Source organism: Azospirillum sp. TSH20, from assembly GCF_003115935.1.
Lineage (GTDB): Bacteria > Pseudomonadota > Alphaproteobacteria > Azospirillales > Azospirillaceae > Azospirillum.
The window spans coordinates 1-13,555 of record NZ_LGQU01000013.1 but is presented as its reverse complement, the minus strand read 5'-3'; the positions used below and the strand labels follow the sequence as shown (position 1 = coordinate 13,555).

Annotated in this window: 11 protein-coding genes, 1 tRNA gene and 1 pseudogene; 8 read left to right on the top strand and 5 right to left on the bottom strand. The window is 67.9% G+C overall.

Going from position 1 to position 13,555, the window contains the following annotated elements; all coding sequences use genetic code 11:
* Positions 1–152 precede the first annotated feature (152 nt).
* The gene (ccoG, locus tag TSH20_RS03540) at positions 153–1,628 is read right to left on the bottom strand and encodes a cytochrome c oxidase accessory protein CcoG (protein WP_247871449.1); all 1,476 of its coding nucleotides are present in this window, start codon (positions 1,626–1,628) and stop codon (positions 153–155) included.
* A 277-nt stretch (positions 1,629–1,905) separates the two neighbouring features.
* Positions 1,906–2,100 carry a hypothetical protein gene (locus TSH20_RS03535; protein ID WP_109073428.1) on the bottom strand — a complete coding sequence of 65 codons (195 nt, stop codon included), beginning with the start codon at positions 2,098–2,100 and terminating at the stop codon, positions 1,906–1,908.
* 265 nt (positions 2,101–2,365) lie between these two features.
* On the opposite strand from TSH20_RS03535, the gene TSH20_RS03530 reads away from it, so the two are divergent.
* Positions 2,366–4,234 (top strand): PAS-domain containing protein, encoded by a 1,869-nt coding sequence (locus tag TSH20_RS03530; RefSeq protein WP_109073427.1) that lies wholly within the window; start codon positions 2,366–2,368, stop codon positions 4,232–4,234.
* 87 nt (positions 4,235–4,321) lie between these two features.
* Here the strand turns inward: TSH20_RS03530 and TSH20_RS03525 are convergent.
* Positions 4,322–4,407 (bottom strand) — tRNA-Tyr (locus tag TSH20_RS03525).
* Positions 4,408–4,581: 174 nt separating this feature from the next.
* Positions 4,582–5,457 carry a hypothetical protein gene (locus TSH20_RS03520; RefSeq protein WP_109073426.1) on the bottom strand — a complete coding sequence of 292 codons (876 nt, stop codon included), beginning with the start codon at positions 5,455–5,457 and terminating at the stop codon, positions 4,582–4,584.
* 405 nt (positions 5,458–5,862) lie between these two features.
* Here TSH20_RS03520 and TSH20_RS03515 point away from each other — a divergent pair, with 405 nt between their 5' ends.
* From TSH20_RS03515 to TSH20_RS03495, 5 genes are all read left to right on the top strand, one after another.
* Positions 5,863–7,455 (top strand): DegQ family serine endoprotease, encoded by a 1,593-nt coding sequence (locus tag TSH20_RS03515; protein WP_109073425.1) that lies wholly within the window; start codon positions 5,863–5,865, stop codon positions 7,453–7,455.
* Positions 7,456–7,569: 114 nt separating this feature from the next.
* Entirely contained in the window at positions 7,570–8,331 is a 762-nt protein-coding gene (locus TSH20_RS03510) for a glycosyltransferase family 2 protein (RefSeq protein WP_109073424.1), read from the top strand.
* Positions 8,332–8,368: 37 nt separating this feature from the next.
* Positions 8,369–8,704 (top strand): lipid-A-disaccharide synthase N-terminal domain-containing protein, encoded by a 336-nt coding sequence (locus tag TSH20_RS03505; RefSeq protein ID WP_109073423.1) that lies wholly within the window; start codon positions 8,369–8,371, stop codon positions 8,702–8,704.
* On the top strand, positions 8,701–10,392 hold the full coding sequence (locus tag TSH20_RS03500; RefSeq protein WP_109073422.1) for a glycosyltransferase family 39 protein: 1,692 nt from the start codon (positions 8,701–8,703) through the stop codon (positions 10,390–10,392). Before TSH20_RS03505 ends, TSH20_RS03500 begins: the two co-directional genes overlap by 4 nt.
* Positions 10,393–10,547: 155 nt before the next feature.
* Positions 10,548–10,955: a hypothetical protein gene (locus TSH20_RS03495; protein WP_109073421.1), complete on the top strand. Its 408-nt coding sequence runs from the start codon at positions 10,548–10,550 to the stop codon at positions 10,953–10,955.
* A 10-nt stretch (positions 10,956–10,965) separates the two neighbouring features.
* Here TSH20_RS03495 and TSH20_RS03490 read toward each other — a convergent pair whose 3' ends face one another.
* Positions 10,966–11,961, bottom strand: coding sequence for an ROK family protein (locus TSH20_RS03490; protein WP_109073420.1), 996 nt, complete (start codon positions 11,959–11,961; stop codon positions 10,966–10,968).
* Positions 11,962–12,238: 277 nt separating this feature from the next.
* On the opposite strand from TSH20_RS03490, the gene TSH20_RS03485 reads away from it, so the two are divergent.
* Positions 12,239–13,012: a hypothetical protein gene (locus tag TSH20_RS03485; protein ID WP_247871633.1), complete on the top strand. Its 774-nt coding sequence runs from the start codon at positions 12,239–12,241 to the stop codon at positions 13,010–13,012.
* Positions 13,013–13,398: 386 nt separating this feature from the next.
* Positions 13,399–13,555: pseudogene (locus TSH20_RS03480) on the top strand (branched-chain amino acid ABC transporter permease LivH); the annotation flags it as partial.

Sequence of the window (13,555 nt, the reverse complement as noted above, 5' to 3'; positions counted from 1 at the left end):
TCCAGCCTTCGTTGGCCTGAGTCAGGTGAGTGGCTTGCCAGCTCGCGCAAACTGCCCATGCGGGTGCCCTCCCTTTGCGCAGAAACACGAAAGGCGGTAGGCCGATCCGCCGGCCCCCGCCTTTCGCGCTCGTGCCAAGGAGGGTTCGGACGCTAGTTCGCCGGACCCATGAAGACGCTGTCGTGGCTGTTCTTCTCGTTCGTTCCGGTGTCGGACAGTTGGAAGGTCAGCGGCAGCGACGTGGCGGAGACCGCCGTGCGCGGGGCCGTCACATAGACGCGGTAGGTGGCGACGCTGTCCGGCGCGGCGGAGATGGTGGCGGTGTGGGCGGCGGCCTCATCCTCCGCCTCGCCGATCACCTTGATCTCGGCATTGGGCAAGCCGGCGACGCTGAGGGTGTAGGAGCGGTCCTGCCGGGTCTTGTTGGCGACCTTGAAGGTGTAGGCGTTGCGGATCGAGCCGTCCGACAGCGTCACGAACAGCGGGGCGCGGTCGCGCAGCACCGTGATGTTCAGGCTGGGGCGCAGCGCGAAGCTCCAGGCCATGGCGCCGCCGATGACCAGCATCAGCAGGGCATAGACGATGATGCGCGGGCGGATCAGACGCCACTGATAGGTCTTGCCGGAGGCCCGGGTGTCCTGGGCGGCCAGGCTGTCGAAGGCGATCAGGCGGGTGGGCAGCCCCTGCTGGATCATGATGCTGTCGCAGGCGTCGACGCACAGGCCGCAATTGATGCAGTCCGCCTGCTCGCCGGTGCGGACGTCGATGCCCATCGGGCAGACCTGCACGCACTGGCCGCAGTCGATGCAGTCGCCGAAGCCCTGGGCGCGCCGCTCGTCCCAATTCTGCGACTTGCGCTTGGGGCCGCGGTTGTCGCCGCGGTCGGCCTGATAGGTGACGATCAGCGAATGTTCGTCCAGCATCGCGGTCTGGATGCGCGGCCACGGGCACATGTACATGCACATCTGCTCGCGCGCCCAGCCGGCCATCACATAGGTCATGCCGACGAAGATGGCGAAGAAGGACACCGCCTCGTAGCTGGCCTGGAAGGTCAGCAGATCATGCAGCAGGGCCGGGGCATCGGTGAAATAGGCGAGGAAGCCGAACCCGGTGACGAGGCTGAGCGTCAGCCAGCCCGCATGCTTGCCGGCCTTGCGCAGGGCCTTGCGCGTCGTCCAGGGCTGCTTTTCCATGCGGATGCGTTCCGCCCGGTCGCCTTCGAAGATGCGCTCGATCCAGACGAACAGGTCGGTCCACACCGTGTGCGGACAGGCGAAGCCGCACCACACGCGGCCGGCCAGCGCCGTCGCCAGGAACAGGCCCAGCGCCGCGACGATCAGGATGCCGGTGAGGTAGTAGATTTCCTGCGGCCAGATCTCGATCCAGAACAGGAAGAATCGGGGCGTGGTCAGGTCGAACAGCACCGCCTGGGCCGGCGCGTCGGGACCGCGTTCCCATCGGATCCAGGGAGCGATGAAGAACAGCGCCAGAAGAACGGAGAAGGTGACCGTCTTCAGGCGGCGATAGAGGCCCTTGACCGCCTTCGGATGAATCGTCTTATGGCTTTCGTACAGCGGGACCTTGGCGGGTTGGGCAGAGCCCTGCTGAACGATGCTTCCGTCTGGCATGTCGATGCGCCTGATTTCCGGTTCCACGTTGGCGCGGAGCATATTCGACCACCAGTGCGGCGTGTTTGACCTCTGTCAAACAACGTCGATATTCCGAAAAGCCATTCCAGATCTAAGGCTTTTCACCGGTTCGAGGGATCCGCGTTTCGGGGTCCGTTAATACTGTGGCGGGTGGCCAATCCACAAGCTGATTATTGTTCGACAATAAAGGTATCACGTATAATACTGAGACTACACTGTATCTCAGCAAAGCAATCAGCTAAACGCACCGTTTGAGCTAGCCGACGGTTACGGGCAGGAGGGACAGTCGCAGGCCGATGCGCAGGATGTCGGCCACCAGTGTCAGGATAACGTCGTGATGGTTGGCCGATGCATGCGGTCCGGCCGGCCGAAGCGCGGACCGGGCGGGAAAAATCGTCGCGGCGGCCGGCTCCGCCAGGAACGTGCTTCCACAGGCCGCCGCATCTGCCATCGTGCAAATCCTTATCCTGGACAACGGCTTGGCCGCCACGGCCCCTGGACAGGCGCAGGATTACGCTTCACTGTTTCGTAAAAACAACCGGTCTCCCGGCCGGGTCCGGCGCCGGCAGGTGCGGAATGACGCTTGCCCGTCAACCGTCAAGAGACAAGAATGCGATCGCGGGTCACGCCGCGTGTCCTGTCGCCGGGTTTCTCCCGTCGGTTGGATGCCGGCCGTGAATTCAACCCGCCATTCAGCGGAGGGAGTAGGCACGGGCATGGGGGAGACCGGGTTCGCCCGCTTTGACGCCGACGAACGCCTGGTATGGGCCAATGCCGCCTTCGCGGCCCGATTCGCCGTGCCGGCCGATGCGACGCTGGAGGGGCTGTTCGGCGGCCTGCTGGGTTGTGCCGCCGTTGCCGACCTGCGCCGCGGTTGTCCATTGACGCGGGGGCTCCCCGACGGCAGCGCCGTGACCCTTGCGCTGGGGGCCGGCGGGGCGGACGAATGGCTGCTGACGGCGATCGATGCGGTTGCGACGCCGGCCGAGCAGGAGCCCTGGGCGAAGACCAGTTCGGTGCTGGACTGCCTTAGCCAAGGGGTGATGGCCTTCGACCATGACCTGCGGCTGGTCGCCTGGAACCGGCGCGTGCTGGAACTGCTCTACATCGATCCTGGATTTCCGCGCTATGCCCAGCCCTATGAGGCGGTGGTCCGCCACATCGCGGAGCAGGGCGGTTATGGCCGCGGCGAAGTCGATGATCTGGTGGCGCAGCGGCTGGACTATATCCGCAAGGCCTCCTGGCCCTTTTACAACGAGCGCGTGCGGCCCGACGGCGTCGTCATCGAAACGGTGACCCTGCCGCTGCCCGACGGCGGGTTCGTCACCACCTACACCGACATCACCCAGCGCAAGCAGGCCGAGCGCGAGGTCGCCTCCAGCCGGGAATTGCTGGAACTGGCGATCCAAGCGGCGCGCGAGGGCATCTCGAAATGGGATCTCCGCACCGGCGAGGTGTGGTTCTCCCCGCAATGGTGGGGCCTGCTGGGCTATTCCGAGGCGGAGATGGACAACAGCCGCCGCCGCTGGGAGGAACTGATCCACGTCGAGGATCTCGGCGCCGCACTGGAGATGGAACGGGATCTGGCGGCCGGCCGGCGGTCGGAAGGCCGGCTGCTGCAGCGCTTTCACCACCGTTCGGGCGCCACGGTCTTCCTGGAGACGCGAACGCTCGCCGTGGCGGGCGGCGACGGCAAGCCCTTCCGCATCGTCGGCTCCCACACCGACGTCACCGAGAGCGTGCGCGCGGCCGAAGCCGTGCGCGCCGCCAAGGAAGAGGCCGAACGCGCCCTGCAGGACCTGAAGGAGGCGCAGGTCCAACTGATCCAGGCGGAGAAGATGGCGGCGCTGGGCTCATTGGTGGCCGGAGTGACGCACGAGATCAACACGCCGGTCGGCATCGCCCTGACCGGCGCCTCGCTGCTGGCGGAGAAGACCCGCGCGCTGCGCCACCTGTTCGAGGCCGGTGCGCTGCGGCGGGGCGATTTCGCCGAGTTCATCGACATCGCCGACGAGGCGACGCAGTTGATGCTGCTGAACATCGAGCGCGCCACCCGACTGATCCAGAGCTTCAAGCAGATCGCCGTCGACCAGGCGAGCGAGGAGCGCCGCGTCTTCGAACTGAACAACTACATCCACGAGGTTCTGCGCAGCCTGGGCATGCGCATCCGCCGCAGCGGCCATACAGTTGCCGTCCATTGCCCGGACGATCTGACGATCGACAGTTTTCCGGGGGCGTTCAGCCAGATCCTGACCAACTTCGTCATCAACTCGCTTCTGCATGGCTACGACCCGGGGGTGCGCGGCCAACTGACGGTGACCGTCACGGCGATGGATGGAGAGGTGGAGCTGGTCTATGCCGACGACGGACGCGGCATTCCGGCAGAGCTGCACGGCAAGGTGTTCGAGCCCTTCTTCACGACCAGCCGCGACCGCGGTGGCAGCGGGCTGGGGCTGAACATCGTCTACACGCTGGTCATGCGGACCCTGCGCGGCCGGCTGCGGCTGGACAGCGCACCGGGGGCGGGGACCGCCTTCACGCTGCGCTTCCCGCGCGTGACTCCGGCCGAACCGCTGCCGCTGTAGGCGGCAGATTTTTAAAAAGACGATGAGGGGGGATTCGACATTCGCGAGGGCTGTTCCGTTCGCCGGACGCGCTCGATTTGAATGCGATGGTGGAAGGGGCTGGATTCGAACCAGCGTACGCTAACGCGGGCAGATTTACAGTCTGCTGCCTTTAACCACTCGGCCACCCTTCCATCGGGGCGCAGAGGATTAGCCTTTCGATCGGGGGGCCGTCAAGCCCCTTTTGCGTGGATGGTGCAAGCGGAGACGCGGCCATGAAAAAACCTCCGCCCCGGGTGGGAACGGAGGTTTTTTCAGACGGCGGATTTTCAAAGGGGGCTTTTTCAAACCCCCTTTTCAAAGACCGCTCAGTTCGGGCGGCGCGACGCCCGGTGCGCGGGGATCGGGATCGGACGGATCGCCTGTTCCTCGCGACGGCTGGCCGACATGTCGATCTCCACGCGGGCCAGGGCCTTGCGCAGTTCGTGCACGGTTTCGGACAGCGCCTGGATCGTCGCCTCGCTCGGCTGCTGACGCCAGCCGCGATAAGCGGAAATGCAGGCCTTGGCGGTGTCGCGCAGACGGCCTTCCACCGCATCCACCGGCGGCGTCGGCTGGCCGGGGGCACGCGGGGTCTCCGGCGCGGCGGGAGCCTGAGCGGGAGACTGGGCGGGAGCAGGGGCGGCAACCGGAGCCGGCGCGGGAGCCGCGGCGGGCTCCGGCCGGTTCAGGCGCAGCGTCTCCGTCGGAGCCGGCGCGGCAGCCGGCGTCTCGGCCGAAGCCTGCTCGGTGGCCGGCTCGGTCCGCGGGGCACGGGTCAGCGTGGTGCGGCCGGTTCGGCCGGCGGCGCGGCGCGGTTCGGCCGGGGTTCCGGCCTCCGCGGCGGCGGGAGCGGCGGGTGCCGGCGTTTCCGGGACCGCCGGAGTCACCGGAGCGGCCGCCTCGCCAACCGTTTCCGGCGCTGCGGAAGAGGTGTCGGCGGCGGCCTGCGCCTCGTCCTGCATCCCTTCGGCGCCCATCCCTTCGGCGCCGGCATCACCATGAGCGGCATCGCCCTGGCCGCTCGCAGCCTCCGCCTTCTTGATGATGTAGGAGATGGCGCTGGGCGTGCATTCGAATTCGCGCGCGATGGCCGAAAGGGTTGCGCCACTGCGGTAACGTTCAAGAATTTGGGGCCACGCCGACTGCGGAATGCGCCCACGCTTCTTGGGAGACTCCGGTTCGCTCCCGGTTTCTGCGTTCATTATATCGCTCGGTTGCCAAAGTGAATTTTCAGTCATTCGTCAGCATGTCTACCCGGACCGCACGCTTCCGACGCGGGACCACGCGGGCGCGTGCGTCAGCAGCATCGAGGCTTCACGCTGGCGGGCGATGTTTTCGGTATGGACGACTATCGGAAACTCTTCTCAAAAATGCCAGCATAACTTTGCACGGAATCGTGATTTTGTATCCGGTGTCACAACAGCGTACGACGCTTGGTGGAGATCGGGTGTTTTAAAATACGCAAGCGGCCGTAAACCCCCGGTCGCAGCATCCGGCCACCGGCATCTTTCGATTGCCGACTTTTGAAAAGTGCGATGGACCCCGGACGGGGGCTGGCGTGTTTTCAGTTGCAGAACAGCCCCAACCGTTTTTTGCGGAGACCGTCCATGCCGCATGCGTCCGTGCCGCGCTCGTATCCGATCTTCCGACGCCTTCCGGCCGCGGCGCTGTGCGCGCTGCTGTCCGGCACGGTCCTTTTGCCGGTGCTGCCTGCGGCTGCACAGGATGCCTCCGCGCAGCCGGGGGCGAGCAGGACCTATTCGCCGCCGTCTTTCCGCGACCTCGCCCGGACGCAAATCGACACGGTCGTCAACATCTCCAGCACCCAGGCGCCCCAGGCCTCGGCCGGCGGCGGCCGGCTGCCGGAGGGGCTGGACCTTCCGCCGGGATCGCCGCTGGAGGAGTTCTTCCGCGAATTCCGCAACCGCCAGAGGGGAGGGCAGGGAGACGCCCCGCCCGACGGCGCGCCGAACGGAAGCCCGAACGGCCTGCCGAGCATGGCGCTCGGCTCCGGCTTCATCATCGATCCGTCGGGCCTGATCGTCACCAACAGCCATGTGGTGGCCGACGCGGCGGAGATCGCCGTCACCCTGCATGACGGGACCAAGCTGCCGGCGAAGCTGGTGGGGTCCGACGCCCCGACCGATCTTGCGCTCCTGAAGGTCGAAAGCAACAAGGCGCTGATCGCCGCCCACTGGGGCGACAGCGAATCCGTGGAGGTCGGCGACTGGGTGGTCGCCATCGGCAATCCCTTCGGTCTCGGCGGGTCGGTGACCGCCGGCATCCTGTCCGCCCGCGCCCGCGACATCCAGCAAGGTCCCTACGACGAATATCTGCAGACCGACGCCGCCATCAACCGCGGTAATTCCGGCGGTCCGCTCTATGACGCCAACGGCGCGGTGATCGGCATCAACACCGCCATCTATTCGCCGACCGGCGGGTCGGTCGGCATCGGCTTCGCCATTCCGTCCTCGCTGGCCAAGCCGATCATCGACCAGTTGAAGGACGGTGGAAAGGTGCGGCGGGGCTGGCTGGGCGTCCAGGTCCAGCGCGTGACGCCGGACATCGCCGAAAGCCTGGGCGTGGACGGCACCGGCGGCGCGCTGGTCACCAGCGTGTCCCCCGACAGCCCGGCCGCGTCGGCCGGCCTGCGCCAGGGCGACGTCATCACCGCCTTCAACGGCGATCCGCTGGAACAGATGCGCCAGCTGCCCCGCCTCGTCGCCTCCACCGGGATCGGCAGCACCGTTCCGATGACCCTGCTGCGCGGCGGCAAGGAGGAATCGGTCCAGGTGACGATCGGCGAACTGCGCGACGAGCCGCAGCAGGTGGCGCTGTCCGGATCGAGCGGCGCCCCCCGCTCCGCCCAACCGGAGGAGAGCAAGTCGGCGCTGGGCCTCAAGCTCGCTCCGCTGACCCCCGGCCTGCGCCAGACCTTCTCCATCGCGGACGATGTCGACGGGCTGGTGGTGACGGAGGTCGACCGCGACAGTGCCGCGTCCCAGCGCGGGCTCGATCTCGGCGACGTCATCGTCGAAGCGGGGCAGGAGCCGGTGGCGACCCCCGCCGACCTTGAATCCCGCATCGCCAAGGCGAAGGAAGACGGGCGCAAGACCCTGCTGATGCTGGTCAGCCGCGGCGGCGACCTGCGCTATGTCCCGCTTCCGCTGTCCCCCTCCAACAGTGGGCGGAAGGGGTAATCCGGCCGCTGCGGAACCGGATCGGACGGAAGCGGGGATCTGCCCCGCTTCCGTCTCATCCTTTTCCGCTACCGTTCGCCGCGCCGCGAGAGTAATTTGCCGCCCGTTCGGCGAATGGGATGGCAAACCGTGAGCATTTATCCGGAGAACGGCCAGCCGGTGCGGCTGTCGGTCGTTGTCCCCGTTTTCAACGAGGCCGAGAATGTGCTGCCGCTGCTCGAAGAGATCGAGCGGGCGCTGATTCCGGTCGGCGGTTTCGAGATCATCTTCGTCGACGACCAGTCGGACGACGACACCCAGGCGCGCCTTGCCGCGGCGGTGGATGCCGGCCGGCTGCGCGTGCTGCGCCATGTCCGCCGCTCCGGCCAGAGCGCGGCGGTGCGCAGCGGCGTCAAGGCTGCGCGTGGCGAGTTCGTCGTGACGCTGGACGGCGACGGCCAGAACGATCCGGCCGACATTCCGGCGCTCTACGCCCTGGTGTCGACCGGGGAGGCCGGTGCGCCGGTCCTGGTCGGCGGCCTGCGCAAAAAGCGGCAGGACACGCTGTCGAAGCGATGGGCCTCCAAGATCGCCAATGCGGTGCGCCAGTCCTTCCTGCAGGACGGCTGCACCGACAGCGGCTGCGGGCTGAAGCTGTTCCGCCGCGACGCCTTCCTCGACCTGCCCTTCTTCGGGGCGATGCACCGCTTCCTGCCGGCGCTGTTCCGCGCCCACGGCCATCCGGTGGCCTATGTGCCGGTGAACCATCGCCCGCGCGAGCGTGGCGTGTCGAAATACAACAACTGGCGGCGCGGGCTGATCGGCGTGGTCGATCTGCTGGGCGTTTACTGGCTGAAGCGGCGGACGAAGCTGTCCCCGGTCTCCGAACGCCTCTGATTGACGTCTAGCGACCCTTTCGGGACAGGATTTTACGATGATCGAGCGCGCCGCAGCGTGGTTCCAGGGGCAAAGCACCACCGACCTGATCTGGGTCGGGGTCGGCGTATTCGCGCAGATCATGTTCACCATGCGCTTCCTCGTGCAGTGGATCGCCAGCGAAAAGGCGCGCCGCAGCGTGGTGCCGGAGCTGTTCTGGTACTTCTCGCTGGGCGGCGGCGTTCTGCTGTTCGCCTATGCCTTCTACCGCTTCGACCCGGTCTTCATGCTGGGGCAGGGCATGGGTCTGGTGATCTACGCCCGCAACGTCTATTTCGTCTGGAGCCACAAGAAGTCGCAGGGCGCCGACGGCGCGGTGCCGAGCAAATCGTGACCGCAATTTCTCCGCGGCCCAGCCGTCTGCCGATCTGGGCCTACGCACTGCTGGCGCTGATCGCCGCGGCGCTGTTCCTGCCCGGCTTCACGGTGCTGCCGCCCTTCGACCGTGACGAGGCCCGCTTCGCCCAGGCCTCCTCCCAGATGCTGGACAGCGGCAACTTCGTCGACATCCGCTTCCAGGACGAGACGCGTTACAAGAAGCCGGTCGGAATCTATTGGCTGCAGAGCGCCGCCACCGCGGCGGCCGATGCGTTGCGCGGGATTCCGGTCGGGGCCGACAAGGTCATCTGGACCTACCGCATCCCCTCCTTCCTGGGAGCGATCCTGGCGGTTCTGGCCAGCGCCTGGACGGCCGCGCGCCTGTTCGGCGGCCCGGCCGGCTTCATCGCCGGGCTGATGATGGCGTCCTGCGTCGTGCTGGGGGTCGAAGCGCGGATGGGGAAGACGGATGCCGTCCTGCTCGCCACCGTGGTGATCGGACAGGCCGCGCTCGCCCATCTCTATCTCGGCCGCCGCGATCCGGTCCCCGCCGGGCGCGCCGCCTGGACGGTTCCGCTGGTCTTCTGGATCGCCGCCGGCGTCGGCGTGCTGGTCAAGGGGCCGATGGTCCTGCTGGTGTCCGGCACCACCGCGCTGGTGCTCGCCCTGTGGGACCGCGAGGCCGGGTGGCTGAAGCGGCTGAAACCGCTGGCCGGGCTCGGCATCGTCGTCGCCATCGCCGCCCCCTGGCTGATCGCCATCGCCATCAAGAGCAAGGGCGCCTTCTTCGCCGAATCCGTCGGCCACGACATGCTGGGCAAGGTGTCGGGCGGGCAGGAGGGCAAGGGGCTGCCGCCCGGCTATTATCTCGGCACCTTCTGGGTGACCTTCGCCCCCTGGTCGCTGCTGGCGCTGCTGGCGGTTCCCTGGGTGTGGGCGCGGCGCCGGCTGGACGCGGTGCGCTTCTGCATCGCCTGGATCGTCCCGAGCTGGCTGGTGTTCGAAGCGGTGCCGACCAAGCTCCTGCACTACACCCTGCCAGTCTTCCCGGCCATTGCCGCAGTCGCCGCCGCGGCCCTGATCGACAATTTCGACCGCAGCCGGGAACGGCCGCGCCGCTGGCTGGTCGCCGCCGCGGTGGCGCTGGGCGTGATCGGATTTGGCGCCCTCACCCTGGCCGTTGCCGTGATCCCCTGGCTGGTCGACCGCCGGATCGATCCGGTCGGGGTCGCGCTGGTGCCGGCGGTGGGCGGCCTCTTCGCCCTTGCCCTGCGCTCGCTTCTGCGGGGCGAACGGCGGACCGGGCTGGCTGCCGGGGTCGGCGCCGCGGCATTGCTCTATGCCGGGACCTATGCCGCCGTGCTGCCGAACATTGACGGCGTGTGGGTCAGCCGGCAGGCCGCCCGCGCGGTGGCGCAGGTCCGGCCCTGTCCGGACAGCGTGGTGGCTTCCGCCGGCTATTCGGAGCCGAGCCTGGTCTTCCTGCTCGGCACGCCGACCAAGCTGGTCCATGGGCCGGCGGCGGCGGCGCATCTGACGGCGGACCGCGCCTGCGGGCTGGCCCTGGTGGAGGACCGGGAGGCGCCGGCCTTCCTCGACAGCCTCGGCACGGCGACGCCGCTGCCGCTGGCGGAGCTGTCGGGCTTCAACTACAACACCGGCAAGCGCCTGCATCTGACGCTCTACCGGCTGCCGGCGCAATAACCCGCCTTCCGATCCGTATCGGAAGGACGGGGGTTTGCTCCGCTTGGGGATGCCGCAACCGGGGTGGGTAACGCGCCTCCGCATTGGACGGCGCGGGCGCTTTCCGCTCGACTGACCCTTCCGATCCGTTTTTCCGGACGAAAGGCGCCTGTTCGATGACCCGCGTTGCCTCCTCTGCCGAAACCGCCGTCAAATTCGCCCTCTCCGCCGTGGCCGCCACGCTGGCGATGGTGACGCTGTCGCTGCCGGCCCATGCCCAGAAGCAGGAGTATGCACCCTGGGTGTATGACCAGATGGTCCCGACCGGCCCGCTCCTGCGCAACATGGATCAGGCGCAGCCGATCCCCGGCCCGGCCCCGTCCCACTGGGGGGCGATCAAGGCGGGCAAGGACCGCGCCGGCATGACGCGCTACGGCACCGATGTGAAGCGGACGACTCAGCATTATTCCGCTTCCCACTCGCTGACGCCGCCGCCGGTGGACCCCGCCGCCGCCCGGCGCGGCGCTGCTCCGCCGCGCAGCGCCGATGTCCCGCCGGCCCCGCGCACCGCGCGGACCGACTAAGCTCCTTCCGTCAGGTCCCGTCCGGCAGCTCTCCGGGCCGCCACAGCCATGCAGCGCCGCGCACGCCACTGGAATCGCCATGGCGGGCGCGGCGCACCGGCGTGTCCAGACGGTCGCTGAAGGCCCAGGGCTGCATCGCCGCCGGCAGCCGCTCGTACAGCAGCTCGGCGTTCGACAGGCCGCCGCCCAGCACGATGACGTCGGGGTCCAGCAGGTTGGCGACCGCCGCCAGACCACGGGCGAGGCGGCCGACCAGCCGGTCCGCCGTCGACCTGCATCCGTCGTTGGCGGCGGACGGATCGGCTGCGCGGGCGAGAATCGTCGCGGCGTCGAGCCTTTCGCCGGTCGCCGCGAGATGGTCCGCCGCCACAGCGGGTCCGGACACGAAGGTCTCCAGGCAGCCGTGCCTGCCGCAATAGCAGGCCGGTCCCGGCCGCTCGGCATCGGTCGGCCAGGGCAGCGGGTTGTGCCCCCATTCCCCGGCGATGGCGTTGCGTCCGCCCAGCACCCGGCCATGCACGACGATGCCGGCACCGCAGCCGGTGCCGAGGATCGCCGCGAACACCACGCCGCAGCCGGCCCCGGCGCCGTCGGTCGCCTCCGAAACCGCCAGACAATTGGCGTCATTCTCGATCCGCACCGGCCGGCCGAGCGCCTGGGTCAGGTCGCGGGTGAAATCGCGCCCGATCAGCCAGGTGGAGTTGGCGTTCTTGACCAGCCCGGTCGCCGGAGAGATGGTGCCCGGAATGCCAAGCCCGACCGTCGCCTTGTGCCCGCCGGGGATTTTATCTTCCAGGCGGGCGACCAGATCGCGGATGGTCGCGACCGTGCCGTCGTAATCTCCCTTCGGCGTGGGAACTCTATGGCGCGCCAACTGGTTTCCCTGTCGGTCGAGCAGGATGCCCTCGGTCTTGGTCCCGCCCAGGTCGATGCCGATGCGGTGCCCGCCCGCATACTCTTCTGTTCCGAACCCCGTTCGGACCGATTGCGATCCGGTGGCTGCCATGCCCTGTCACCTGTCCAACTGTCCTACGTCCATCCATAGCGTCGCCGGACCCGCCGCGTCCAGCGGCGGGCGCCACCCCTGTCCGGAGGGGCATGACCCTGTCGCCGGGAGCCGCCCGGACCTGCGTTGCCTCTCCGCCGCGGTGATGGGACAAAACGCGAGCGGCGGGCAAATCCCATTGACCAGCCCGGGCGTTCGGGTAGAAGGTCGCCGACTGTCGGGCGCCGCCCATCTCCGCCCGAACCCGTCCTATCGTACCGCGCCACCGGAGCCCCTGATGAGTCGCCAGCGCGCCGCCCTCCGCCTGTCCCTGAAAGCCCTGACCGGCGCCGCCGTCCTCGGCGCGCTGCTCGCCCTGCCCGCGCCCACGAGTGCCGCCGCCAAGGAGGCTGCGAAGGCGGCCGCTGCGAAGCCGGCTGCCGCGAAGGCGCGCCCGGCCAAGTCGAGCGGCCCGGCCACGCCCGCCTGCTACAACCGCTCCGAATATGCGGCCGAGCAGATGATGCGCCTGCACACGGAGATGATGATCGTCGGCCTGACCTGCCGCACGGTCACGCCGGACAAGAAGCCCTTCGACCTTTACCAGGACTTCTCGGTCAAGAACCGCGCCATGCTGTCCAACTCGGAAGCGTCGCTGATCGCCTTCTACAAGCGGTCGGGCGGCGGCAACGCCACGCGCCAGTTCGACATGTTCCGGACGGAGCTGGCGAACGAGATCAGCCGCCGCGCCGCCACCATCGGCATTCCGCAATACTGCGCCAATTTCGTCGATCGTTCGGTCGCCGCCAAGGACCTGACGCCCGACGACCTGCGCACCCTGACCACCGACGAGAAGGGCGCCGGCCTGATGCATCTGGCCAGCCGTCCGCTCTGCGACGTGAAGACGGTCAGCAATCCGGATCCCGTCTTCGCTGTCGCTTCAGCCACGCCCGCCCCGGCGGCGCCCAAGGCCACGACCGCGAAGGCGAAGCCGGCCAAGGCCGCCGCTGCGGCCAAGCCGAAGCAGAAGGTCGCCGCCGCCCCGGCCAAGCAGTCGGTCGCCGTGCGCTGACGCTTCAACGATCTCTGGTTCGTTGCGAGAAACGCCCTGCCGGCAACCGCCGGCGGGGCGTTTCTCATTTCAGGCTCCGGTTGTCCCGGAGGATCACGCATGCGGACAGCACAAATCTGTCTTGCAAAAATCCGTCAGGCTGGTACTACCGAAAAGGTCAGGAGGGGCACCTGCCCGACGGCCCGGCCGGATTGCAGGGGCATCCTCCGAACAGGAAAAATCATGGTCCGTCAGACCAGTAGACGGAACTCCCGATGAACCGGCATTCCGTTTGGTGACTGGACGGGCTGCACCAGACAGGGGGCTGCTGTTGCGAGACCGGTGTGCCGAGTGTGCCCGTGCCGCCGCACCCTGCCTTTGCGCCGCGCTGAAGGTGGGATGAGGACATGGACTATTTTCTCCAGCAATTGATCAACGGCTTGTCGCTTGGGGCGATTTACGGCCTGATCGCGATCGGCTACACGATGGTGTACGGCATCATCGGCATGATCAACTTCGCCCATGGCGAGATTTACATGATCGGCGCCTTCGTGGCGCTGATCA

Coding starts and splice junctions, on each gene's coding strand:
- ccoG (WP_247871449.1), bottom strand. CDS start 1,628: ATGCCAGACGGAAGCATCGTTCAGCAGGGCTCTGCCCAACCCGCCAAG.
- TSH20_RS03535 (WP_109073428.1), bottom strand. CDS start 2,100: ATGGCAGATGCGGCGGCCTGTGGAAGCACGTTCCTGGCGGAGCCGGCC.
- TSH20_RS03530 (WP_109073427.1), top strand. CDS start 2,366: ATGGGGGAGACCGGGTTCGCCCGCTTTGACGCCGACGAACGCCTGGTA.
- TSH20_RS03520 (WP_109073426.1), bottom strand. CDS start 5,457: ATGAACGCAGAAACCGGGAGCGAACCGGAGTCTCCCAAGAAGCGTGGG.
- TSH20_RS03515 (WP_109073425.1), top strand. CDS start 5,863: ATGCCGCATGCGTCCGTGCCGCGCTCGTATCCGATCTTCCGACGCCTT.
- TSH20_RS03510 (WP_109073424.1), top strand. CDS start 7,570: ATGGGATGGCAAACCGTGAGCATTTATCCGGAGAACGGCCAGCCGGTG.
- TSH20_RS03505 (WP_109073423.1), top strand. CDS start 8,369: ATGATCGAGCGCGCCGCAGCGTGGTTCCAGGGGCAAAGCACCACCGAC.
- TSH20_RS03495 (WP_109073421.1), top strand. CDS start 10,548: ATGACCCGCGTTGCCTCCTCTGCCGAAACCGCCGTCAAATTCGCCCTC.
- TSH20_RS03490 (WP_109073420.1), bottom strand. CDS start 11,961: ATGGCAGCCACCGGATCGCAATCGGTCCGAACGGGGTTCGGAACAGAA.
- TSH20_RS03485 (WP_247871633.1), top strand. CDS start 12,239: ATGAGTCGCCAGCGCGCCGCCCTCCGCCTGTCCCTGAAAGCCCTGACC.